Genomic DNA, 23,457 nt, shown 5'->3' with positions numbered 1-23,457 from the left:
GCGCGGCGGACCGAGATGCAATCAGGAGGGAGATCAGATGTCGCGCGGCGTCGGGTCCGTGCCTCTGTCGCGAGGGTGAACTCGCGCGCCTACTCCGTACGTGTTATGCGCCGACACCATCAAGCCACGGTCCGACACGCGTGCAATGAATTGATCCAAGCGGTGGAGCGGTACCTCGCGGACGCCTTCGGTGTGATCCTCCCGACGCAGAGCGTGCAGCGCATCGCCTGGCGCACGACGGTCGAGTTCATCGCGCCGGTCTACGCTCGGCAACCCCGGTCCATCAACGCGGATGCTCTCCTGAGCGACGCTGACAACGAGGCGATCCGGCAGCGGCAATGCATGATCGCCAGAGGTTGCTGGGCGTCGGAGGACTGCGGTTTCGGCCACTCGTGCTCGTCGGACAGGGCGAGTCTCGCACGCACCGAGGCGCGGGATCGTCATCTGGTCCGACGTGCGTTCGGGACGGAGTCGTCGGTCGCGGCCGTGCGTGAGGCCCTCGGCGCCCTGCGGTCGGCCAGGCCGCTGCACCCCGCGCAGAAGCTCCAGTATCTGGCCGTGACCCACTTCCTGGATCGGCTCGAGGGCGGGGTCGACGAGATGGTCACCGTGAGCTGGCAGGAACTCGCCGAGGAACTCCGAGCGCGCGAACGGCAGTACCGGCTAGGACCCATCACCGCCGATTCGGTCAGAGCGGCGGTCGAGGAATTCGCGCGCTCCATGGCGGAGGATGCGGTGAACGTCCGTGGCTGACGAGAATCCGGTCGGCAGGGGGCCCTTCGCGACGCAGGATCGTCTGGCGGACTTCAGCAAGGCGCTCGCCGGCGGTCCAGACCCGGACCGAGCCCTCACGGCCGATGCTCTCCGGTTTCTGGAGGGATACTTGCGGCGTCGCTTTCCGACGATCGCAGACGACGACGCGCGTGACATCGCGGCGGACGCGGTTGTGGGTGTACTGCGTAAGGTCGCCGAGGCGCGCGTCGACCCCGAGCAGGTGCCGGGATACCTCATGACCGCTGTGCGACACGGGGGGATCGACCACATCAAGAGCGCCCGGCACGGGCGGGAGTTCACCGTCTCGCCCGAGCACCTGCCGGAGAAATTCGCTGATGCCGAAGTCGTGGCGAAACTCGAGCGCCGCGCCACGGTGGATCTCGTTCGCTCGGCCTTGTCGGCTGTGCGGAGGAGCGGAGATGCGACGGCCTTCCGGGTCGCCACCTGCCTGCTGGACCAGATCGAGACGACCGGGGACGTGCCCAGCAATCGGCGGGTGGCCGAACTCTGCGGTCTCAGCCATACCGGCGTGGCGAAGGCCCTCGAGCGGTTTCGCGCGCACCTGCGCGAGAGCTCCGGTGACTGAGCACGCGCGCTCGCCCGGCGATCAGGTGCGCGGGTCCCGTGTGGCGGACCGGGCAACAAGGGCTGCACGCGCCCGCTGGTCCAGCTCGTCGTCCTCGATGTCGGTCTCGAGGTCGTAGCCCTCCGCGCACGCTGCGGCAACCTCCATCACTTCGAAGGCCTTGGAGGTGAGCACCAGCCGGTAGTGGTCGCCGGGAACGTCCCGTTGGCGTGCGAGACCGTTCTGCTCCAGTGCGATGCGAGAGCCGAGTGGCAGGAGCTGAACAACCGCCTGGCACACGGTCGGCGGCGCTCCGTGAAGACTCGCGAGCACGTCCTGGGCCTCGGGCGGAAGGAACGCGAGCGCGTCCGCTGCGGACTCGTGCTCGTCCGTCGTCGACTGCTGCGGTCGTACCCGCGACCACCACCTACTGATGCTCATGACTGCTCCTCTGTCAGGGTCCTCACGAGCATCTACGAACGCCGGTGGCGGATGGCAACCGGCGGGCAGGAGGAGATTTCGGGCCCGGGGGTGACGCCCGGGACAGCTTCTACGAGACCGTCCCCGCGAGTGGCAACCGAGCGTGGAGACGACGGTGCGCTGGGTTCAGGCGAAGCAGGTCAGCGGGCCGCCGTGGTAGGTCACCATGTCGTCGAGCGCCCCGAACACGTCGATCTGCCCGCCGCGCTCCAGCGCCGGCGACGGGTCCGGCTCCGCTTCGCTGCGCATCCCACCGAGCTCGGCGTAGGCGCGGTGCAGGTTGCCGACGATGCGCTCGGCGTCGGGCCAGTCGGTGAACCGGCCGAGGTCGGTGTCGCGGGCCGCCTGCAGCGGGCTGACGCCGGCAGCGCGGCCGCGCTGGGCGACGTCGAGGACGAAGCGCAGGTAGTCCAGCGTCGCGTCGAGCGGGGCGCGGTCGTGGAACACCGGGCCGTGCCCGGGCACGACGGTCTGCGCCTCCAGCGGCGCGATGACGTTCTCGAGCACGTCGATCGCGCCCGCCACCGAGCCCATGAGCAGGAACGGCGTGCCGCCGTTGAAGATCAGGTCTCCGCAGAAGAGCGTCGAGCGGTCGGGGAACCAGACGATCGAGTCGTTGGTCGTGTGCGCCGGGGTGCCGACGTACAGGACGTCGCCGCGCAGGTCGCCGGCGTGCACGGCGATCCGGTCGGTGTAGGTGACGAACGGCGGGTCGAGGGGGAGGTCGCCCCACTCGGGGTTGTGCCAGTAGGGCAGCTCGCGCGCCGGGCCGAACGCGATCGCCTCCGAGCGCGTCCGCTCGTGCGCCACGATCGCGGCGCCGCCGAAGAGCGCGTTGCCGAACGTGTGGTCGCCGTGGTGGTGGGTGTTCACCAGGGTGCGCACGGGCCGGTCGGTGACCGACGCGATCGTGTCGAGGAACGCGCGGGTGCGCCGCTCGGTGGAGCACGCGTCGATCGCGACCACGCCCTGCGGCCCGACGACGAACCCGGTGTTGTTGATCCACCACGTGCCGTCGGGCTGGACGTAGGCGTGGATGCCGTCGGAGACCTCCTCGCACCGCGGGGGTCCGGGCACGGTGATGTCGACGGTGCTGCTGCTCACGAGGTGCCTTCCGGTCGGAGCGGGACGGGAGCCGGGCCCGGGACGATGCCGGCGTCGATGGCGCCGAGCCCCTCGGCCTCGAGGTGGACACGGTCGCCGGGCTGCAGCCACGGATAGGCGTCGCCGCCGTGGACCCGGGAGAGCTCGAGCAGGCAGCCGGTGCCGACCGTGCCCGAACCGATGAGGTCGCCCGGCACCACGCGGGTGCCGCGCGAGGCGTAGGCGATCATCTGCGCGAAGCTCCAGTACAGGGCGTCGAGACGGCCCGCGCTGCACGGCCGGCCGTTCACCGAGGCCGCCATCGCCGCGGTCGGCACGAGCTCGTCGGGCGTGACCATCCACGGCCCGCAGCTCGAGGCGAAGTCCTTGCCCTTTGCCGGGCCGAGGTTCAGCTTCATCTCGGTGCCCTGCAGGTCGCGGGCGCTCCAGTCGCAGAAGAGCAGGTAGCCCGCGATGTGGTCGGCCGCGTCGGCCGGGGCCACGTCACGCCCCTCCCGGCCGATCACCGCCGCGATCTCGAGCTCGTAGTCCAGCGCGGCGCTCCCGGGCGGCACCGGGATCTCGTCGTGCGGGCCGCGCAGCGACGCCGGGTTGGTGAAGTAGAAGCAGGGCTGCTGGTACCAGAGCGGGTCGACGGTCAGCCCGATCGCCGCGCTGGCCGTGACGACGTGCTCCTCGAACGCCATGAAGTCGCGGATCGACGGCGGCCGGGGGATCGGCGGGAGGAGGACGACGGTGCTCGGGTCGATCGGCTCGCCGACCTGCTCGGCCGCCGTCGCCAGCCGCTCGCGCGCGATCAGTTCGAGCAGCGACGACGTCCCCGGGACGGGGTGGAGCCGGTCGCCCCGCCAGAGGCCGACCTGTTCGTCCCCGTCGGTCGTCCGGTACGTGCTCCAGCGCAACGCTCCTCCTCAGCTGAACTCGGCCCGCAGCTGCTCGGCCGCCTTCGCCATCGACACCAGCTTCCCGCGCGCCATCGGACGCGGCAGCGAGAACAGTCCGCAGTCCGAGGTCAGGTGCACGCGGTCGGGCGAGACGTGCTCGAGGGCCTTGCGCACGCCGGCGACGATCGCGTCCGGCGTCTCGACGACGAGGCGCTTGATGTCGATGCACCCCACGCCGATGCCCTTGTCGCTGGGGTAGCGCGACCACAGGTCGAAGTCGTCGTCCGGGAACCCGGTCTCGGCGAAGGCGTACTCGACGGCGTCGACCTGCAGCTCGTTCGCGACGAGCTCGTGGAAGCCCGCGTACGGGGTGATGCCGACGGGGACGCCGCTGGCCAGGTGGCAGATATGGAAGATCGTGAGCGCCTCGACGCCGTCGAGCGCCTGGTTGAGCGTCTCGACGACCAGCGGGTAGTCCTCGGGCTGGTGCAGGGTGAAGCCGACGTCGTCGAGCTGCAGCACCTCCACGCCGGCGGCGACCGCGTCCTTGAACTCCGCGTTGTAGGCGGCCGCGAGGTCGCGGTACAGGGCCTTCTTGTCGTGGTAGTGGCGGTCGGTCAGCCAGCCGGCGAGGTTGGCCGGGCCCATGCCGCTGCAGAACTTGACGGTGCGGGGGCTGACGGCGCGGGCGCTGGTCCACAGGTCGGCGAGGTGCATGGTGCCGCGCCCGATCGGGCCGTCGACGGCGACCTCGCTCCAGGTGCCGGCGAACGGCGCGGCGGTCTCGGTGCCGAACATGTCGAACAGGTGGTTGGGCGCGGGCTCCACCGTGATGCCGTCGAGGTGGTAGGCCGGGTAGAGCAGGAACGAGGAGATGAAGCCCTCGTGGCGGTCGTACCAGAGGTGGCCGTCGGTGGGCAGGTCGACGCCGGCGTCCACCTGGTCGCCGATCATGGCGCGGACGCCGTCGCTGTAGGCCTCGGCGAAGTCGCCGCGGCGCATCGCCACGCGGATGTCCTCGCCGCCGAGGTCGAAGGTGTTCCACTTCGGCCGCGGGTAGGAGCCCACCGCGGTGGTCGGGAACAGGTGGCCGAAGTGGTCGCTGAGCCGGCGGGCCATGGTGGGCCTCCCACATCGTCGAGGGGGTCGTCGAGCTTGTCGTGCCCACCGTGGCGCGGACCGCGACCCGGATCACGTGCCGGTTCGGTTGCGATCCGGGGTTGACACGGTCAGGTCGCGAGCAGCCCGGCGGCCTGGCGGAACGCGACGGCGGTGCGCGAGTCGTCGTCGGCGCGCGTGGCCACCGAGACCTGCGCCTCCGGGCCCGCGAGCGGCACGAAGCACACGTCGGGGCGGGGGAAGAAGCGTCGCGCGAGCTCGCCGTGGACCCCGAGCATCCCCGAGGTGGCGACGGCGGCGGGGATCGCCGCCGGGGTGCGCACGACCGGGCTGCGCCGCGACGCCTGGCCCGTGAACCCGGCCCAGGCGCCGAGGCCGGGGTGACGGCCCGCGGGCGCGACCCACGGGTGGCCCTCGACGTCGTCCTCGTCGAGGCGGTCCGCGTCGGCGAAGGGCGAGGCGGCGGGGACGACGGCGACCCGCGGGGTGACGAACAGCCGGTCGAGGCGCACGCCCTCCACCGGCCCGACGTCGTGGATGACGGCGACGTCGACGTCCCCGTCACGCACGGCCTCGTACTGCGTGTCCCAGTCCAGCTCGATGTGCACGAGCGTGCGCCCCGGGAGCTGGGCGCGGACGAGCTCGCGCAGGTCGGGCCAGCGGTCGGCCGCCCCGAAGCCGAGGACACCGACCCGCACCACGGCGTCGTCGGGCGCGGGCGGCGCGTCGCGGACGGCGGCGGCGAGGTGGTCGACACGGGCCAGCACGTCGCGGGCCCGCTCGACCAGCCGCGCACCCGCGGCGGTGAGCTCGACCCGCCGGCTGGTGCGGTCGAACAGCCGCGCGCCGACCTCCTTCTCCAGGGCGCGGACACGCCGACCGAAGGCCTGGGGAGCGATGTAGTGCCGCTCCGCCGCCTTCCGGAAGTGCCGTTCCTCCGCGAGGGTCACCACATAGCGGAGTTCTCGTATGTCCATGCCCGACCGCCCTGGCTCCGTGACCGGCGACGCTACTGCGGTCCGGGGTCGGGAGGAACGGGTCCGGACTCAAGTACCGCGAGCGGCCTCGAGCGCCAGGCCGACCTCGGTCCCGGCCGGGGTGTTCTCCAGCCAGCAGATGTTGCCGGGGACGAGGTCCTTCTCCGGGTCCCACCACTCCCGGCGGAGCCGTGACATGGCGTCGTCCGGAGCGAGATTCCAGGGTTCGAACTCCTCGCCCAGCGCGCCGGCTCGTGCCAGGTCGTTGTCGAGCAGGATCGCGATCGCGTCCAACGTCGCCTCACGGAGGGTCACGGGGTCGCGGTCCCGGTACGGCACGTCAGTGCCGTCGGCGAGGTGGACCACGAAGCGGGCCTCGGCGAGGCTGACCCAGTCGTCGATGCCGCGCAGCAGGATCTGCGCGGCGCCGTCCTGTTCGGTCAGCGTCGGGGGATGTGGACCTTCCATTGCTCTCCGTTCGGGAGTTTCGCGTCCATTGTCGTCCCACCGGAGTTCGACAGACCCCGGAGACCGATCTCCGTGCCGTCCGGGAGGCGTACCGAGGTTCCGCGGTACCCATCCCAGGTGACGGGTGTGCCGTCCTCCGCGAGCTCGTCGTAGAACTCGCGTACGGCTTGATCGTCCGCCAGCTGTCGGACGTTGGGGTTGATTCCCGGGTCGCCCACCGTCGTGATGCGGTCCGGAGGCGACAACGGTGCGGCCTCGTCGGCGTCCGCGTCCGTCGCCACGGTGAACGGTGCGACGCGGTCGTCGGTGAGGGCGTGCCGGACGGTGTCGGCGGCACCGAGGCCGGCGATGGCGGCCCCGGTCGCGACGCCGGCCGCGGAGAGCCCGCCGAGCGGGACGCCGACGGGAGCGCCGACGCCGGTGGCGGTGGCGCCGGCCGCGCCCGCCACACCGACGGCACCGACACCCGCGAGCGCGCCCCCGCCGAGCATCGCCGCCACGTTCGCGGGGTGGTCGAGCAGGGCGTTGCCGACCGACGCGCTCGCGTTGCCGAGCCCCGCGGCGACGGCCCCCGCGCCGTCGGCGATCCGGCCCCGGAACCCGGGCGCGGCAGGCGCGGCGCCGCACGCAGCGGTGACGGCCGCGGCCGACCTGTCCCCGGATGCGCGTACCTGGCGGCGCGCGTCCGCCAGCACCGCCTGCGCATCGGCGCGTGCGCTCTCACCGGGGTCGACGAAGGGCACGGGCACGGCGCCGCCGGCGACGGCCTGGTCGTACTGTGCTCGCGCGGCGCTCGACGCGGCCCGGCCCTCCCGCCAGCGAGCCACCGCCTCACCGGCCCGTCCGCGCGCCCACTCGATCGCGTCGGCGTGGTCGTCGACGACGCGGGCGGCGTCGCCGAACGCCGTGGCGGCGTCCTGCCATCGCCGGGGCTCGGGCGCGAAGGCGGCGCGGAAGCCGTCCGCCGCCGGCCCGGACCACCCCTCCGGCGAGCCCAGACGGCCGAGCCCGCCCGCGGCGTCGGCGAGCATCCGTCCGTAGCGGCGGTAGGTCTCGCCGGCGGTCCGGAGGACGACGGGGTTGCCGGGGACGAGTGCCACCGGGTCCTCGGTGACCCCCAGCTCCGTCATCCACCACCACCCGGGTCCGGACCGGAGCCCCGGAGCAGGCCGTCGAGGCGGCGGACCGCGCCCGACTCGGCGCGGCGATAGCCGTGCTCGGCGGCGCCCAGCCGGTCGGCGACCGCCCGGCCGTCCTCGACGAGGGCCTCCACGCCCCGCTGCCATCGCGTGGCGAACTCCGCGAGTGCCGCGCCGAGCCGCTCGTGGCCGGCGGCCGTCCCGACGCCGTCGAGCCGGGTGCCCCCGACCTGGTCGACCGTGGCCCGCACCCCCTGGGCCGCGCGGTGGAGGGCGTCGAGATCCACCGCGTAGCCACCGGCCATGCCCGGAGGGTGGCACCTGCGGTTCCGCCCCGGGTGCGATTTCGGGAGACCGGTGCTTGACCTCGACCTTCGTGCAGGTCGCACGGTCGAGCACATGAACGCTCAGCAACCCACCGCACTCATCACCGGCGCCTCCCGCGGACTCGGGCTCGCGCTCGCGGCCGACCTCGCCGCCGCCGGGTGGCGGGTCGTCGTCGACGCGCGGCACGGCGATCAGCTCGCCGGCGCCGTCGCCGGCCTGCCCGGCGTGGTGGACGTCCCCGGCGACGTCGCCGACCCCGCGCACCGCGCCGTGCTCGCCGAGGCGGCCGACGACCTCGGCGGCCTCGACCTGCTCGTCCTCAACGCGAGCCTGCTCGGCCCCAGCCCGCAGCCGGAGCTCGCCGACTACCCGCTCGACGTCCTCGAGCAGGTCTACCGCGTCAACGTCCTCGCCCCGCTGGGCCTGGTGCAGGCGCTGCGGTCGCTGCTGCGGCCCGGCGCCAGGATCCTCGCGATCACCTCCGACGCCGGCGCCGAGGCGATGGCCGGCTGGGGCGGCTACGGCAGCTCGAAGGCCGCGCTCGAGCACCTCGGCGCCGTGCTGGCCGTCGAGAACCCGCAGTGGCGCGTGCACGTCGTCGACCCCGGCGACATGCGCACCGTCATGCACCAGGAGGCCTTCCCGGGCGAGGACATCAGCGACCGCCCCGAGCCCGCGACCGTCGTGCCCGCGCTGCGCGCGCTGATCGACGGCGACCACCCCAGCGGCCGCTACCGCGCCGCCGACCTGACCCCGGCGGTGACGTCGTGATGGTGCTGCCGTCGACCCGGTTCGTCCTCCCGCCCCGCGGCGAGGCGCACGAGCCGCCGGAGCACCGCGGGCTCGCCCGCGACGGGGTGCGCCTGCTCGTGGCGCGCCCCGGGGCGGTCGAGCACCACCGCTTCGACGAGCTCGCGGAGATCCTCGACCCCGGCGACCTGCTCGTCGTCAACACCTCCGCGACGCTCCCGGCCGCCCTCGATGTCCGCCACGACGACGGGCGGGCGATGACCCTGCACGTCGCGACCGCGCTCGACGACGGCGACTGGGTCGTCGAGCCGCGCCGTCCGGACGGTCCCGAGACCGACGTCGCCGCCGGCGACCGGCTCGGCCCGCCGGGGCTCGTCCTCACGCTCATCGCGCCCTATCCGGACGGGCACGCGCCGCGGCGGCTCTGGCGGGCGCGCCCGTGGCCGCCGGTCGGGCTCGCCGGGTACCTCGCGACCTACGGCCGCCCGATCGCCTACGGGCACCTCGCCGGCCGGTTCCCGCTCGCGGATCACCAGACCGTCTACGCCACCGTCCCGGGCAGCGCGGAGATGCCGAGCGCGGGCCGACCGTTGTCCGAGCGCCTGCTCGTGCGGCTGATGGCGCGCGGGATCACGATCGCGCCGCTCGTGCTGCACGCCGGGGTGTCCAGCCCCGAGAAGCACGAGCCGCCCTCGCCCGAGCCCTACGCGGTGCCGGCGGCCACGGCACGGCTGGTGAACTCGGCGCACGAGGCCCGGTCACGGGTCGTCGCGGTCGGGACGACGGTGGTGCGCGCGCTGGAGACCGTCGCCGCACCCGACGGAACCGTGTCTCCGGGACACGGGTGGACCGACCTCGTCCTCGGCGCCCACCGTCCGGCCCGCACGATCACCGGCCTCATCTCGGGCCTCCACGAGCCGGAGGCGAGCCACCTCGCGCTCCTGGAGGCGGTGGCCGGCCCGGCGCTGGTCGGGGAGACGTACGCGGCGGCGGTCGCCGCGCGCTACCTCTGGCACGAGTTCGGCGACTCGACGCTCCTGCTGCCCGGGGAGGCGTCGTGAGGTCCACCCGGCACGCGCCCCTGCTGCTGCACAACACGATGCGGATCACCGAGGGCCACGTCGCGGAGTTCCGGGCCGCGGTCGAGCGGGCCGTCGCGTTCGTCGAGGAGCACGGTCCGCAGCTCGCGGTCCAGGTGTTCGTCGACGAGGAGCACCTGCTCGCCCACAGCTTCCAGCTCTACCCCGACTCCGCGGCGATCGTGCGCCACTGGGAGCTCTCGGACCCCTACATCGCCGACGTGATGGAGCACTGCGAGGTCGAGCGGTTGGCGATGTACGGCGAGCCCGAGCAGGACGTCGTCGGCGACTTCCGTCCGGACGTCCTCGTGCCCCGTCTCATCGGGTTCGTGCGGGAGACTTGACCCTCACGCGACGGAAGGGCCGAGGGTGGTTCCCATGACCGAGACGGCAGCGGGGACGACCACCTGGACGGTGGGTCAGGTCGCCGAGCGTTCCGGGGTGACGATCCGGACCCTGCACCACTACGACGAGATCGGGCTGCTGCGCCCGAGCCGTCGCAGTGCGGCGGGGTACCGGCTCTACACCCAGGAGGACCTCGTGCGCCTGCAGCACGTCGTCGTGTACCGGCGGCTCGGGTTCTCGCTCGAGGAGGCCGCGGTGCTCCTCGACGACCCCGACGCCGACGTCGCCGCGCACCTGCGCCGGCAACGGGCCGAGGTCATGTCCCGGCTGGACGAGCTCGCCGAGCTCGTCACGGCCATCGACCGAGCCCTGGAGGCAGAGGTGTCCGGAATCCAGCTCACGCCCGACGAGCAGCGGGAGCTGTTCGGCGAGGGTTTCAAGGAGGAGTACCAGCAGGAGGCGCGGGAGCGCCGGGGCGACACCGAGGCGTGGCGCCAGTCGCAGCAGCGCACGGCGCAGTACACGAAGGCGGACTGGGAGGCGATCAAGGCGGAGATGGACGACGTCAACGCCCGCTTCGTCGCCGCCCTGCAGGCCGGCGAGCCGGCCGACGGCGAGCGCGCCATGGACGTCGCCGAGGCCCACCGGCAGCACATGGCGCGGTGGTTCTTCGACTGCTCGCCGGAGTTCCACGCGTGCATCTCGGAGATGTACGTGAACGACGAGCGCTTCGCGAGGACCTACGAGGAGCAGGCGACCGGGCTCGCGCAGTACGTCCACGACGCGGTCCACGCCAACGCGGCGCGTCAGGGCTGAGCCGGCGCCAGGTCGCCGCGGCCGGTCGCGTCGGGCGTGGGCGCGCGGCGGTGGCCGGAGGTCGGGGTCGGCCTGCACTTCGGTCGGATGTGCCCTGCCGCGCGACCGACCTAGTGTCCCGGCCCGTGGACGCGACCTGCCCGCCCGACCGGTCCGCCGAGCGGTGGGCGGCGTGGACGACGGGGGCCGTGGTGCTGGTCCTCGGCGGCCTGACCCTGATCAGCCGGACGGACATCCGCGGGTCGACGCTCGCGATCGTCGTCGACGCCGGCGCCACGCTCGTCGCCTGCGCGCTGGTGCCGCTGCTCATCCGGCGGCCCGTCGCCGGGGCGCTGGCGATGGCGGTGCTGGCCGCGTTCTCGCCGGCGGCGACCCCGGCCGCGACGATCGGCGTGCTGCGGGTGGCGACCGTCCGGCCGCTGGCGACTGCGGTGGCGGTCGGGGCGGCCGGCGCGGTCGCCCACGCGGTGCAGGGCCTCGTCCGTCCGATCCCCGGGCTGCCCTACGGCTGGTTGCTGGTGATCGACGTCGTCACCCACGCCGCCCTGGTCGCCTGGGGTGCGCTGGTGCGGCTGCGGACGGCCGCCCGCGAGGAGGAGCGCCGACGCGCCGAGGCGGAGCAGGCGGCGCGGATCGCCGCGGCCCGGCGGCAGGAGCGCGCGACGATCGCCCGCGAGATGCACGACGTGCTCGGTCACCGGCTCTCGCTGGTCGCCGCGTCGGCCGGCGCGCTGGAGTACCGGCCCGACGCGCCCGCCGAGCAGATCGCGCGCGCGGCCGGCGTCGTCCGCGCCGGAGCGCACCAGGCGCTGGAGGAGCTGCGGGAGGTGATCGGGGTGCTGCGCGCGGACGACCTGGTCGGCGTCTCCGGCGACGCGCGCCCGCAGCCGACGTCCGCGGACCTCCCGGCGCTGGTCGAGGAGTCGCGGGAGGCGGGGCTGTCGGTGTCGCTGTCCTCGTCGGTGGAGGGCGATCCGCCCGAGACGCTCGGCCGCACCGCCTACCGGATCGTGCAGGAGGGGCTGACGAACGCGCGCAAGCACGCGGCGGGGGTGCCGGTGTCGGTGGTCGTCGCGGGGGCGGAGGGCGAGGTGCTGCGGGTCGAGGTCGTCAACCGCCTGCCGGTCGGCGCGGTGGCGCCCGACGGGCGCGGCACCGGTCTCGTGGGGCTCGTCGAGCGCGCCGCGTCGGTGGGTGGCCGTCTCGAGCACGGGCGGACCGCCGACGGCGAGTTCCGCCTGCTCGCGGAACTACCGTGGCCGGAGTGAGCGCCCCGGAGATCCGTGTGCTGGTGGTCGACGACGACGCCCTCGTGCGGAGTGCGCTCACGATGATGCTCGACGGCGCGGACGGCATCCGCGTGGCCGGCGAGGCGACCGACGGCGACGAGGTGCCGGCCCTCGTCGACGCCCACGCCCCGCACGTCGTGCTGATGGACCTGCGCATGCCCCGCCTCGGCGGCCTTGCGGCGACGAGGCGGGCGCGCGAGCGCCCCGACCCGCCCGAGGTCCTCGTCCTGACGACCTTCGACAGCGACGAGAACGTCCTGCACGCGCTGCGCGCCGGCGCCGGTGGCTTCCTGCTCAAGGACACGCCGCCGGCCGAGATCGTCGAGGCCGTGCAGCGCGTGGCCGCGGGCGACCCGATGCTGTCGCCGACGGTCACCCGGCGGCTCATGGACCAGGCCGGCGCCGACGCGGGCGAGCGGGAGCGTGCCCGCGACGCCCTGCGCGCGCTGTCCGAGCGGGAGTACGACGTGGCGGTGGCGATCGCGCGCGGGCGGTCCAACGCCGAGATCGCGTCCGAGGCGTCCATGAGCCTGTCGACGGTCAAGGCGCACGTGTCGCACGTGCTCGCGAAGCTGGACCTGGAGAACCGCACCCAGATCGCGCTGCTCGTGCACGACGCGGAGAGGTGAGCGTCGATCTCCGCGGATCCGCACCCGCGCGGCGGGCCTCGTCGCTAGCGTGCTCGCGGGTCGGCGACGTTCGGGAGGGGCCGTCATGACGCAACCGGTGCCCGTCGGTGGCGGATCGTTCGACGTCGACATCACCCGTGCGCCCGAAGCGATCCGGGAGTTGCAAGGAGCGCTCGAAGAGTTGAGGAGCATCCGGCAGGAGGCGACTCAGCTGGGCCATGTCGACCCGCCGACGAACGATCTGGTCAGTCGGGATGCCGCTCATGTCCTCGGCCTCAAGGCGACGGGCGGGCCAGGTTCACTCCAACACGCGCTGGAGGCCGGCATCGCAGAGCTCGAGCGGATGATCCTCTCGCTGCGCGAGGGTTTCGCCGCCTATGAAGAAGCCGACGATGCCGCGAACTCCGGGCTGTCGATCTCGTCGTGAGCCGGCTCCTAGGGCTCGCGGCCCTCGCTGTCGCACTGGTCGCCGCCTGCGGCATTCCGGCCGCTCCGGCGCCTTCGCCGACCGCCGATCGGTTCGGGGCCCCACTGGTGGCGGCGCCTCGAGATGTCCGACAGAAGAGCGATCCGTGTCTGGCGTTGACTGCTGCCGACCTGGCCGATATCGGGATGACGGCGAACGGACGCCCGAAGACTCTGCAGACCGGGGACCGCGCCTGCGACTGGAGATCGGCTGATGGCGCTCGCTATCTCACGATCATCGTCATCGCCGATCGAGACGTTCTCGTGGACACGTATCGGACGCGCCAGTTCGCGGTGTTCACGCCGATCCAAGTTGCTGGCCTGCCGGCTACTAGTGAGCAGAGCTACCCCGACTCGACGACTTGCACCGTCACCGTCGGCACTGCCATCGGGCAAGGATTCGTGTCCGACTCGACCGCCAGCGATCCGCGCAGCGCCTGCGAGCAGGCCGAGCGGGCTGGGCAGCTCCTCGTCGCCGCGCTCCCTCCCCTCCCCGGCGAGTAGCTCCCGCAACCCGTGTCCGAGGACACGGGTTGCACGACCCACCAGGCGCGTCCTCCCCTCGCCCGAGATCACCGTCCCGGTGACGAAACCGGTCGGATCTGCCCGCTCCCGTCACCGGGGTCGCGATCACCGCCCCTCACGGCACCAGCAGCGTCTTCCCGACCGCCTCGCGCGCCGCGATCGCCGCGTGCGCCTGCGCCGCACGCGCCAGCGGGAACGTCTGCCCGATCACCGGCCGGTACCGCCCCTCCGCCGCCTCGGCCGGGCTCCGTTCCACCAGGGCGCGCCGGCGGGCGCGCGTCAGCCGGGGCAGGTCGGTCAGGCCGCCCACGGTGACGCCCCGACGGGCAGCGACGGCCGGGTCGGGCGCGGCGAACTCCCCGCCCGCCGTCCCGTACGACACGAAGCGGCCGCCATCGGCGACCAGCTCGAACGCGGCCCGGCCCAGCGCGCCGCCCGCCCCGTCGAGCACGGTGTCGACCGGCGCCACCCGGGACGTCCACGACGAGGACCCGTAGTCGACGACCTCCGCCACCCCGAGCGAGCGCAGCAGCGACGTCTTCGCCTCCCCGCGTGCCGCGGCCACGACGTGCACGCCGCGAGCAGCGAGCTCCTGCACCAGCAGGACCCCGGCGCCCCCGGCCGCGGCGGCCACGAGCACCCGCCGAGGAGCGCCGACGTCGGACAGCAACGACTGCAGCGTCGGACCGTCGTGCAGCAGCGCCACGGCCTGCTGATCGGTCAGGGCCGCCGGCACCGGGATCAGCTCCGACTCCGCCACGACGGCCCGCGAGGTGTAGCCGCCGACAGGGATCTCGGAGCCGCCCACGTCCTGCTTGGTGTCGGCGACGACGCGCCGCCCGTCGACGAGGCCCACCACCCCGCTGCCCGGCACGTAGGGCGGGCGGACGGGGAAGAAGTCCTCGCCCCACCCGGCGCGCAGCAGCGTGTCCAGGAACATCACGTCGGAGGCGGTCACCTCGATCACCGCCTCGCCCGCTCCCGGCGACGGGTCCGCGACGGTCGCGGCCCGCAGCACCTCGGGTCCACCGAATCTCTCGACCTGCACCACGTCCATGCCCCGAGGCTCGACGCTGGACAGCGGTCGAGGTCAAGCGACACGGGTCCCCGGACACGAACGCCGTCGGACCCCTCGTCTAGCGTCGGCGCCACAGCGAGATCGGGAGGTGCGGGGGTGCTCCACGTGCACCGGGCCGAGCGCGCCGACCGGCTCGTCGAGGCCCTGGCCGACGTCCTCGCCGACCCGCTGGACGACCCCTTCGAGCCGGAGCTCGTCGCGGTGCCGACGCGCGGGATCGAGCGGTGGCTCGCCCAGCGTCTGGCCCACCGGCTGGGTGTCACGGGCGGCGACGACGGGGTGTGCGCCAACGTCGTGTTCCCCTCGCCCGGCGAGGTCGTGGCCCGGGTGCTCGCCCTCCCGGACGACGACCCGTGGCGGCCCGAGCGGCTGGTCTGGCCGCTGCTGGAGACCATCGACGAGTGCGCCGAGGAGCCCTGGTGCGCCCCGCTGGGCACGTTCCTCGGCGTCGTCGGCGACACCACCGGCACGCGGCGCGGGCGACGGTTCGCCGCTGCGCGCCACCTCGCGCGCCTGTTCACCCGTTACGCCGACCACCGGCCCGCGCTGGTCCGCGCCTGGGCGGCCGGTGACGACGCGGGGACGCCCGACGACCTGCGCTGGCAGCCCGAGCTGTGGCGCCGCCTGCGGACGCGCCTGGCCGCGAGCAGCCCCGCCGAGACCGTCGCCCACATCGCGCCCCCCACCGGCTTCCCGACGCGCGTGAGTCTCTTCGGCGCCACCCGCCTCTCCGACACCGAGCTCGGCGTCCTCGACGCGCTCGCCGTCGACCACGAGGTGCACCTCTGGCTGCCGCACCCCTCGCCGGCGCTCTGGACGCATCTCGAGCGGCGGGACGCCGATCGGCGCGCCGACGACACGAGCGCCGAGAGCGTCGCCCACCCCCTGCTCGCGAGCCTCGGGCGCGACGTCCGCGAACTGCAGCTGCGTCTCACGCGCCTCCCGTACACCGACCACCACCACGCCCTCGACGCGCCGGGGAGGACGCTCCTCGCCCGCCTCCAGGACGACCTGCGCCACGACCGCGCGCCCTCGGCGCAACCCGCGACCGACGACGGCAGCATCCGCATCCACCGCTGCCACGGGCCGGACCGCCAGGTCGAGGTGCTGCGCGAGACGATCCTCGGCCTGCTGCGCGCCGACCCGACCCTCGAGCCGCGCGACGTCATCGTCCTGTGCCCCGACATCGAGACGTTCGCGCCGCTCGTCACCGCCTCCTTCGGGCCCGGCGAGGGCGAGGAGGCGGCGCACCCCGGTCACCGGCTGCGGGTCCGCCTCGCCGACCGCTCGCTGCGCGAGGTCAACCCGCTCTTCGGGACGCTCGCGACGCTGCTCGACCTGGCCGACGCGCGCGTCACCGCGTCCCAGCTGCTCGACCTCGCCGAGTCCGACCCGGTGCGGCGCCGCTTCCGCTTCGACGACGAGGACCTCCCGCGCCTGCGCGAGCTCGCCGAGCGCTCCGGGGTCCGCTGGGGGCTCGACGCGCCCCACCGCGCCGCGTTCTCCCTCGCCCGGTTCCCCGACAACACCTGGTCCCAGGGGCTCGACCGGCTGCTGGTCGGTGTCGCGATGTCCGCGGACGGCGGCGACTGGCTGGGCGACGCGCTGCCGCTTGACGAGGTCGACTCCGGCGACGTCGAGCGGGTCGGGCGGCTCGGGGAGCTGGCCGACCGGGTCGGCGCGGTGATCGAGGGCCTGCGCGGCGAGAAGCCCCTCTCCGCGTGGATCGACGCCCTGCGGCTCGGGCTCGACGGGCTCACCGCGACCGTCCCCGCGGACGCCTGGCAGCTCGCGCAGGCCCGCGGCGAGCTCACCGCCGTGCTCGAGAGCGCCCTGCACGACCCCGCCATGACGCTGCACGACGTCCGCGCGGTCCTCGCCGACCGGCTCGCCGGACGCCCGACGCGCGCCAACTTCCGCACCGGCACGCTCACCGTCGCGACGCTGATGCCGATGCGCTCGGTGCCCCACCGCGTGGTGTGCCTGCTCGGCATGGACGACCAGGTGTTCCCCCGCGAGACCCGGGCGGACGGCGACGACGTCCTGGCGCGCGACCCGCGCGTCGGCGAGCGCGACCCGGCCGCCGAGGACCGCCAGCTGCTGCTCGACGCGATCGTCGCCGCCACCGACCACCTCGTCGTCGTCCACTCCGGCGCCGACGAGCGCACGGGTGCCGACCGGCCGCCGGCGGTGCCGATCGGCGAGCTGCTCGACACCCTCGACGCGAGCTTCGACCTCGGCGACGGCCGGCGCGCCCGCGACCACCTCACGCGGCGCAACCCGTTGCAGCCGTTCGACGCCGGCGACTTCGACGCCGACGGCCCCTTCTCCTTCGACGGCGCGGCGCTGGCGGGCACGCGGGCCCTGCGCCGTGAGCGGACCGCGCCCGTCCCGTTCCTGCCCGGCCCGCTGCCCGCCCGGGCGCGCGAGGTGCTCGATCTCGAGGACCTCGCCCGGTTCGTCGAGCACCCGGTGCGCGCGTTCCTGCGCCAGCGCCTCGGGGTGTTCGCCCGCGGCGAGGAGGAGGAGACGGTCGAGGCGGTGCCGGTCGAGCCCGACGGGCTGGCGCGCTGGGCCATCGGCGAGCGCCTGCTGCGCGACCGCCTCGCCGGCCGCGACGTCACCGCCTGCATGGAGGGCGAGCGCCGGCGCGGCGAGCTCCCGCCCGGCCCGCTGGGCGACCGGCTCGTCCGGGAGCTCGGCGGCCAGGCCGAGCCGCTGACCCGGGCCGTCGCCGAGCTGCGCAGCACCGCCGCGGTCGACGTCGACATCACCACCGACGGCCTCGTCGGGTCGGTCGGCGGGGTGCACGACACGACGCTGGTGACGGTGACGTTCTCGCGGCTCGCGCCGAAGCACCGGCTGCGGGCGTGGGTGGGCCTGCTCGCGCTCACCGCCGCGCACCCCGACCGGCCGTGGCGGGCGGTCACGGTCGGACGCGGCGGCCGCGACGCCCCGACGGCGATGTCGACGCTCGGCCCGCTCGAGCCCGAGGTGGCGCAGAAGGTCCTCGCCGACCTCCTCGCGCTGCACGCCGACGGGATGCTCGAGCCGCTGCCGCTGATGTGCCGGACGTCGGAGGCGTACGCGCAGGCGCGGGCCACGAAGGGCGACGTCGCGGCGATGAACCGCGCCCGCGACCGGTGGACCGACCGCTACGGCGCCGAGCAGGACGACCCCGCGCACGTGCTGGTGTGGGGCCGCCGGCGCGCCCTCGACGACCTCGTCGGCCCCGCCGACGGGGACGCCCCGAGCCGCTTCGCCGGGCTCGCGACGCGGCTGTGGACCCCGCTGCGCGAGGTCGAGGAGATGGCGTCCCGGTGACCGCGACCCTCGAGGCGCCGACCTCGTTCGACGTCTGCGGCCCGCTGCCCACCGCCACCACCGTGCTCGAGGCCAGCGCCGGCACGGGCAAGACGTTCACGATCGCCGCGCTCGCGGCCCGCTACGTCGCCGAGGGCCACGCCACGTTGCCGCAGGTCATGCTCGTGACCTTCGGGCGCGAGGCCACCCGCGAGCTGCGCGAACGCGTCCGCGAGCGGTTCGTCCGCACCGAGCGCGGGCTGGCCGACCCGGAGGCGGCGCGCCTCGACGAGAAGGACCCCGTCACGCAGCACCTGGCGCGGGCCGACGACGACATCGTCGCGGAACGGCGCGCCCGGCTGACCGCGGCGCTCGCGGGGTTCGACGCCGCGACGATCGCGACCACCCACCAGTTCTGCCAGGACATGCTCACCGGGCTGGGCATCGTCGGCGACACCGATCCCGACGGCACGTTCGTCGAGCGCATCGACGACGTGGTCACCGAGGTCGTCGACGACTTCTACCTGCGCAAGTACGCCGTGCCCGGCGCGCCCGCGCCCCACTTCGACCGCACCGTCGCGCTGGAGATCGGCCGCGCCGTCGTCAACGACCCGTCCGCCGGGATCGCGCCCGAGCAGGACATCGAGGGCCCCGCCGGCGCGCGGGCGTCGTTCGCGCGCGCCGTGCGCCAGGAGGTCGAGCGGCGCAAGCGGCGGCGGCGCCTGTTCACCTTCGACGACATGCTCACCCGGCTGCGCACCGCGCTGACGAACAGGAGCCTGGGTGAGGCGGCCTGCGCGCGGCTGCGCGACCGGTTCTCGGTGGTCCTCGTCGACGAGTTCCAGGACACCGACCCGATCCAGTGGGAGATCCTGCGCGTCGCCTTCCACGGGCACAGCGCCCTGACGTTCATCGGCGACCCCAAGCAGGCGATCTACGCCTTCCGCGGCGCCGACGTCGTCAGCTACCTGCAGGCCGTCGACTCGGCGGGCACGAAGTCGGGGCTCGCGACCAACTGGCGCAGCGACGCGCCGCTGGTCCGGGCGCTCGAGAAGATCTTCAACGGCGCGGCGCTGGGCGACGAGAAGATCGTCGTGCCGCCGGTGGCCTCCGCCCACCCGCAGCGCCGGCTCGTCGGGGCGCCGCGGCCGGCGCCGTTCCGGCTGCGCGTGCTGCCCCGCGAGGGCCTGCGCAGCACCTACAGGAGCAGCCTGCCGATCGTCGGGGGCGTGCGCGAGAAGGTCGCCGCCGACCTCGCCGCCGACATCGCCGAGCTGGTCGCCGCCGACTCCCGCTGGGAGGACGGGCGCGAGGACCCGACGCTGGGGCCCGGCGACATCGCCGTGCTCGTGCGCACCAACGCCAACGCCAGCCTCGTGCGCGAGGCCCTCACCGCGGCCGGCATCCCGTCCGTGCTCGCGGGCGCCACCAGCGTGTTCACCACCGAGAGCGCCGAGGAGTGGCTCACGCTCCTCGAGGCCGTCGAGCAGCCGGGGCGCCCGACGCGGGTGCGGGCGGCCGCGCTCACCGTGTTCCTCGGCCACGCCGCCGCCGACCTCGACGCGCACGCCGACACGGTGCTCCCCGAGGTCGGCGCCGCGCTGCGGCGCTGGGGTGCGGTGCTGCACGACCGCGGGGTCGCGGCGTTCCTCGAGGCGGTCGCGGCCGAGACGGGCCTCGCGGCGCGGGTGCTCGCGCGCGTCGACGGCGAGCGGCGCATCACCGACGTCCGCCACATCGGTCAGGTCCTGCACGCGGCGGCGGCCGAGTCGCGCCTCGGCGTGGTCGCGCTCGTCGAGTGGCTGCGGGCGCGCATGGCCGAGGCCGCCGCCGGCACCGGCGAGCTGCGGCCCGAGCGCAGCCGGCGTCTCGAATCCGACGCGAGCGCGGTCCAGGTGCTGACGATCCACAAGTGCAAGGGGCTCGAGTACCCGGTGGTCTACGTGCCGTTCGGGTGGGACCGCTGGGTCTCCGACGAGCCGAGGGTCGTCACCCACCACGACGAGCACGGGAAGCGGGTGCGCGCGGTCGGCGGCGAGACCGACCCGGCCTGGCGCGACCACGTTGCCGCCGCCCGCGACGAGGACGACGGCGAGGACCTGCGGCTGCTCTACGTCGCGCTGACCCGCGCCCAGGGGCAGGTCGTGTGCTGGTGGGCGCCGTCGACGAACACCAAGCCCTCGGCGGTCCACCGCCTGTTCGTCGGCCGTCCCGCGCCCGGCACCAGCCCCGACCGCGCCTACCCGGTCTGGGAGGACGAGCGCGTGCTCGCGCACCTCGAGGGCCTCGCCGACGAGTCCGACGGGGACATCGCCGTCGAACGCGTCGAGCCCCGCTGGCCCGTGCCCTACGTGCCGGCCGCCGGCGCCGCCCACGCGCTCGCCGCCGCCCCGTTCGACCGCCCCCTCGACCTGGCGTGGCGCCGCTCGTCGTACTCCTCGCTCACCGTCGGTGCCCACGGACCGGGGCCGGTCGGCAGCGAGCCCGAGGAGCGCACGCTCGCCGACGAGGCCGACCCCGACGACGAGGGCGGCGTGCCGGAGGTCGCCGACGAGGTCGAGCCGATCTCGTCGCCGATGGCGGACCTGCCGGTCGGCCCGGCCTTCGGCACGCTCGTGCACTCCGTGCTCGAGACCGTCGACACCGGGACCGGCGACGTCCACGCCGCGCTGGTCGAGGCCGCCGCCGCGGAGCTCGCGCACCGTCCGCACGCCGAGGTCGACGCGGCCACGCTCGCCGACGCCCTGCTCCCGGTGATGACCACGCCGCTGCCGGCCGGTGGGCCGCCGACCCTCGCCGACGTCGCCCCGCGCGACCGGCTCGCCGAGCTCGACTTCGAGCTGCCGCTCGCCGGCGGCGACCGCACCCGCGCGGGCGCGCCACCGGTCACCCTCGCCGCCGTGGCCGCGCTGCTGCGCCGGCACCTGCCCGCCGACGACCCGCTCGCCGGCTACCCGGACGCCCTCGATCACCCGGGCGCCCACGGGCTCGGCGAGCAGGTCCTGCGCGGCTACCTCACCGGCAGCATCGACGGCGTGCTCCGCGGTCCCGACGGCCGCTTCGTCGTCGTCGACTACAAGACCAACTGGCTCGGTCCGGTCGGGCCGACGGGCCGCGCCCCGCTGACCGTCGCGCACTACGGGCCGACGGCGATGGCCACGGCGATGATCGGCTCGCACTACCCCCTGCAGGCGATCCTCTATGCGGTCGCCCTGCACCGCTTCCTGCGCTGGCGGTTGCGCGGCTACGACCCGCAGACCCACCTCGGCGGGGTGCTCTACCTGTTCCTGCGCGGCATGTGCGGCGCCGACACCCCGGTCGTCGACGGCACGACGTGCGGGGTGTTCGCGTGGAGCCCGCCGCCTGCGCTGGTCGTGGAGCTGTCGACGCTGCTCGACGGGGGTGCCCGGTGAGCGGTGCGACCGTGACGGCCGACCTGCTCGTCGAGGACGGCATCCGGTTCGCCACGCGCGCCACCGGGCTACTCGCCGCGTTCAACGTCCGCGGTGTGCTGGCCGCCACCGACGTGCACGTCGCGCGCCGTCTCGGGCGTCTCGGCGGCGAGGACGACGAGCAGGTCCTGCTGGCCGCGGCGCTGGTCGTGCGGGCCCTGCGCGCCGGGTCGGTGTGTCTCGATCTGGCCGCCGTGGACCGCACCGTGCTCGCCGAGGGCGACGAGGTCGTCGACACCTCCGACCTCCCCTGGCCCGACCCCGGGCCGTGGACGGCGGCGTGCCGGGCCTCGCCGCTGGTCGGGGGCGACGACGGGACGGCGACCGGGCGCCCGCTGCGCCTCGTCGACGGCCTGCTCTACCTCGACCGCTACTGGCGCCAGGAGCAGCAGGTCCGCGAGACCCTGGCCCGGCGCTCGGCCGCGGCGCCGCCGGCGGTGGACGCCGACCGGCTGCGTGGCGCGCTGGACCGGCTGTTCACGCAGGCCGGTCCCGGAGACGCGCAACGGCGCGCGGTGGCGGTGTGCACGCTGCGCTGGACCAGCGTGCTCGCCGGCGGCCCGGGTACCGGCAAGACCACCACCGTGGCCACGCTGCTCGCGGTCCTGCGCGACCAGGACCCGAGCCTGCGCGTCGCCCTCGCCGCGCCCACCGGCAAGGCGGCGGCGCGGATGCAGGAGGCGCTCGCCGAGGTCGACCTGCCCGCCGCCGACCGCGCGCGCATCGACGGCCTGTCGGCGTCGACGATCCACCGGCTGCTCGGGCCGATCCGCGGGTCGTCGCGGTTCCGCCACGACCGGCACCGGCACCTGCCCTTCGACGTGGTCATCGTCGACGAGACCTCGATGGTGTCGCTGACCCTGATGGCCCGGCTGCTCGAGGCGGTCCGGCCCGACGCGCGTCTCGTCCTCGTCGGCGACCCCGACCAGCTCGCGTCGGTCGAGGCCGGCGCCGTGCTCGGCGACCTGGTCGCCGCCCCCGCCGACCCCGAGCCGGAGCTCGACCGCGCGCTCGAGCGCGTGGCCGCGACGGGCCCGCCGGTGCGCGGCGGGGTCACCGTCCTCGACCGGACCTGGCGGTTCCACGGCACGATCGCGCGGCTCGCGGCGGCGATCCGCTCCGGCGACGCCGACGAGGCCGTGGCCGCCCTGCGCGCCGGCGAGCACGACGTCGCGTTCGTCGAGGACAGCGACCTGACCGTGCGCGACCCGGCCGGGCTCGCGGAGCTGCGCGACGACGTCGTCGGCAGCGCGGCGGAGACCGAGCTCGCCGCGCTCGACGGCGACGCGGCCCTCGCCCTGTCGCGGCTCGACGAGCACCGCCTGCTGTGCGCGCACCGCCGCGGGCCCTACGGCGTGACCCGGTGGGCCGCCGACGTCGAGCGCTGGCTCCTCGAGGCCGGGCCCGTCGCCGACCGCGACGAGGAGTGGTACCCCGGCCGCCCGCTGCTGGTGACCGCCAACGACCACGACCGCGGCATCTACAACGGCGACACCGGCGTGGTCATCGGGACGCCGCGCGGCCCGCGGGCGGCGTTCGCGCGGGGCGGCGCGCCGGTCGAGATCGCGCCGAGCCTGCTGGACGGGATCGCGACCGTGTACGCGATGACCGTCCACCGGGCGCAGGGCAGCCAGTTCGCGCGGGTCTCGGTGGTCCTGCCGCCCGCGGAGTCGCCGCTGCTCACGCGCGAGCTGCTCTACACGGCGGTGACCCGCGCGCGGGTGCACGTCCGGCTCATCGGGAGCGAGGACGCGGTGCGGGCCGCGATCGCCCGCCCGATCGGCCGCGCGTCGGGGCTGCGCCGCCGGCCGTGAACTTCACGCCGGTTTGACGTAGCCCCACCCGTATGGGCGAATCATCCCCCTCGCGGGCGGCGCCGCCCGCCGGCG

22 protein-coding genes are annotated in these 23,457 nt (G+C 74.8%); 13 read left to right on the top strand and 9 right to left on the bottom strand.

Translation table 11 applies throughout. The features are described from left to right. Window positions 1–162: 162 nt before the first annotated feature. Both PHK61_RS12805 and PHK61_RS12800 read left to right on the top strand, forming a co-directional pair. Window positions 163–753, top strand: a complete 591-nt coding sequence (locus PHK61_RS12805; RefSeq protein WP_274281364.1) for a hypothetical protein — start codon at window positions 163–165, stop codon at window positions 751–753. Continuing rightward, window positions 746–1,360: a sigma factor gene (locus tag PHK61_RS12800; protein ID WP_274281363.1), complete on the top strand. Its 615-nt coding sequence runs from the start codon at window positions 746–748 to the stop codon at window positions 1,358–1,360. The genes PHK61_RS12805 and PHK61_RS12800 overlap by 8 nt, the downstream gene beginning before the upstream one ends. 21 nt (window positions 1,361–1,381) lie before the next feature. Here the strand turns inward: PHK61_RS12800 and PHK61_RS12795 are convergent, their stop codons facing one another. The 8 genes from PHK61_RS12795 to PHK61_RS12760 form a co-directional block, all read right to left on the bottom strand. Beyond that, window positions 1,382–1,780, bottom strand: a complete 399-nt coding sequence (locus PHK61_RS12795) for a hypothetical protein (protein ID WP_274281362.1) — start codon at window positions 1,778–1,780, stop codon at window positions 1,382–1,384. Between the two features lie 165 nt (window positions 1,781–1,945). Then, window positions 1,946–2,923, bottom strand: a complete 978-nt coding sequence (locus tag PHK61_RS12790; RefSeq protein ID WP_274281361.1) for an MBL fold metallo-hydrolase — start codon at window positions 2,921–2,923, stop codon at window positions 1,946–1,948. Beyond that, window positions 2,920–3,825: a fumarylacetoacetate hydrolase family protein gene (locus PHK61_RS12785; protein ID WP_274281360.1), complete on the bottom strand. Its 906-nt coding sequence runs from the start codon at window positions 3,823–3,825 to the stop codon at window positions 2,920–2,922. The genes PHK61_RS12790 and PHK61_RS12785 overlap by 4 nt, the downstream gene beginning before the upstream one ends. Before the next feature lie 9 nt (window positions 3,826–3,834). Beyond that, a complete protein-coding gene (locus PHK61_RS12780) occupies window positions 3,835–4,926 on the bottom strand; it encodes a hypothetical protein (RefSeq protein ID WP_274281359.1) in 1,092 nt (363 codons plus the stop codon). Window positions 4,927–5,036: 110 nt separating this feature from the next. Beyond that, window positions 5,037–5,903: a LysR family transcriptional regulator gene (locus PHK61_RS12775; RefSeq protein WP_274281358.1), complete on the bottom strand. Its 867-nt coding sequence runs from the start codon at window positions 5,901–5,903 to the stop codon at window positions 5,037–5,039. Window positions 5,904–5,972: 69 nt separating this feature from the next. After that, entirely contained in the window at window positions 5,973–6,371 is a 399-nt protein-coding gene (locus tag PHK61_RS12770; RefSeq protein ID WP_274281357.1) for a hypothetical protein, read from the bottom strand. Then, complete coding sequence (locus PHK61_RS12765) at window positions 6,344–7,501, bottom strand: putative T7SS-secreted protein (RefSeq protein ID WP_274281356.1); 1,158 nt, start codon at window positions 7,499–7,501, stop codon at window positions 6,344–6,346. Before PHK61_RS12765 ends, PHK61_RS12770 begins: the two co-directional genes overlap by 28 nt. Continuing rightward, window positions 7,498–7,815 carry a hypothetical protein gene (locus PHK61_RS12760; RefSeq protein WP_274281355.1) on the bottom strand — a complete coding sequence of 106 codons (318 nt, stop codon included), beginning with the start codon at window positions 7,813–7,815 and terminating at the stop codon, window positions 7,498–7,500. The genes PHK61_RS12765 and PHK61_RS12760 overlap by 4 nt, the downstream gene beginning before the upstream one ends. A gap of 94 nt (window positions 7,816–7,909) precedes the next feature. Between PHK61_RS12760 and PHK61_RS12755 the strand changes: the two genes are divergently transcribed. From PHK61_RS12755 to PHK61_RS12720, 8 genes are all read left to right on the top strand, one after another. Continuing rightward, window positions 7,910–8,608: an SDR family NAD(P)-dependent oxidoreductase gene (locus PHK61_RS12755; RefSeq protein ID WP_274281354.1), complete on the top strand. Its 699-nt coding sequence runs from the start codon at window positions 7,910–7,912 to the stop codon at window positions 8,606–8,608. Continuing rightward, a complete protein-coding gene (locus PHK61_RS12750) occupies window positions 8,608–9,648 on the top strand; it encodes an S-adenosylmethionine:tRNA ribosyltransferase-isomerase (protein WP_274281504.1) in 1,041 nt (346 codons plus the stop codon). The genes PHK61_RS12755 and PHK61_RS12750 overlap by 1 nt, the downstream gene beginning before the upstream one ends. Beyond that, window positions 9,645–10,010, top strand: a complete 366-nt coding sequence (locus PHK61_RS12745; RefSeq protein WP_274281353.1) for a hypothetical protein — start codon at window positions 9,645–9,647, stop codon at window positions 10,008–10,010. Before PHK61_RS12750 ends, PHK61_RS12745 begins: the two co-directional genes overlap by 4 nt. A gap of 34 nt (window positions 10,011–10,044) precedes the next feature. After that, window positions 10,045–10,827: a MerR family transcriptional regulator gene (locus tag PHK61_RS12740; RefSeq protein ID WP_274281352.1), complete on the top strand. Its 783-nt coding sequence runs from the start codon at window positions 10,045–10,047 to the stop codon at window positions 10,825–10,827. Between the two features lie 125 nt (window positions 10,828–10,952). Then, entirely contained in the window at window positions 10,953–12,095 is a 1,143-nt protein-coding gene (locus PHK61_RS12735; protein ID WP_274281351.1) for a sensor histidine kinase, read from the top strand. Beyond that, entirely contained in the window at window positions 12,083–12,745 is a 663-nt protein-coding gene (locus tag PHK61_RS12730; protein WP_274281350.1) for a response regulator, read from the top strand. The genes PHK61_RS12735 and PHK61_RS12730 overlap by 13 nt, the downstream gene beginning before the upstream one ends. Window positions 12,746–12,830: 85 nt before the next feature. Then, window positions 12,831–13,172 carry a PE domain-containing protein gene (locus PHK61_RS12725; RefSeq protein WP_274281349.1) on the top strand — a complete coding sequence of 114 codons (342 nt, stop codon included), beginning with the start codon at window positions 12,831–12,833 and terminating at the stop codon, window positions 13,170–13,172. Beyond that, window positions 13,169–13,714, top strand: coding sequence for a DUF3558 family protein (locus PHK61_RS12720; protein WP_274281348.1), 546 nt, complete (start codon window positions 13,169–13,171; stop codon window positions 13,712–13,714). The genes PHK61_RS12725 and PHK61_RS12720 overlap by 4 nt, the downstream gene beginning before the upstream one ends. Window positions 13,715–13,850: 136 nt before the next feature. Here PHK61_RS12720 and PHK61_RS12715 read toward each other — a convergent pair whose 3' ends face one another. Further along, complete coding sequence (locus PHK61_RS12715; protein WP_274281347.1) at window positions 13,851–14,792, bottom strand: zinc-binding dehydrogenase; 942 nt, start codon at window positions 14,790–14,792, stop codon at window positions 13,851–13,853. A 117-nt stretch (window positions 14,793–14,909) separates the two neighbouring features. On the opposite strand from PHK61_RS12715, the gene recC reads away from it, so the two are divergent. Genes recC through recD form a run of 3 tightly spaced genes read left to right on the top strand, consistent with a single transcriptional unit; the run spans window position 14,910 to window position 23,382 of the window. Continuing rightward, window positions 14,910–18,137: an exodeoxyribonuclease V subunit gamma gene (gene recC / locus PHK61_RS12710; protein ID WP_274281346.1), complete on the top strand. Its 3,228-nt coding sequence runs from the start codon at window positions 14,910–14,912 to the stop codon at window positions 18,135–18,137. Beyond that, window positions 18,134–21,529: a UvrD-helicase domain-containing protein gene (locus PHK61_RS12705; RefSeq protein WP_274281345.1), complete on the top strand. Its 3,396-nt coding sequence runs from the start codon at window positions 18,134–18,136 to the stop codon at window positions 21,527–21,529. Before recC ends, PHK61_RS12705 begins: the two co-directional genes overlap by 4 nt. Beyond that, complete coding sequence (recD, locus tag PHK61_RS12700) at window positions 21,526–23,382, top strand: exodeoxyribonuclease V subunit alpha (RefSeq protein ID WP_274281344.1); 1,857 nt, start codon at window positions 21,526–21,528, stop codon at window positions 23,380–23,382. The genes PHK61_RS12705 and recD overlap by 4 nt, the downstream gene beginning before the upstream one ends. Window positions 23,383–23,457: the final 75 nt, after the last annotated feature.

It is taken from the genome of Actinomycetospora lutea, assembly GCF_028737205.1.
Lineage (GTDB): Bacteria > Actinomycetota > Actinomycetes > Mycobacteriales > Pseudonocardiaceae > Actinomycetospora > Actinomycetospora lutea.
Note: the sequence above shows the minus strand (reverse complement) of the source record. Positions and strands in the feature narration are given on the sequence as shown.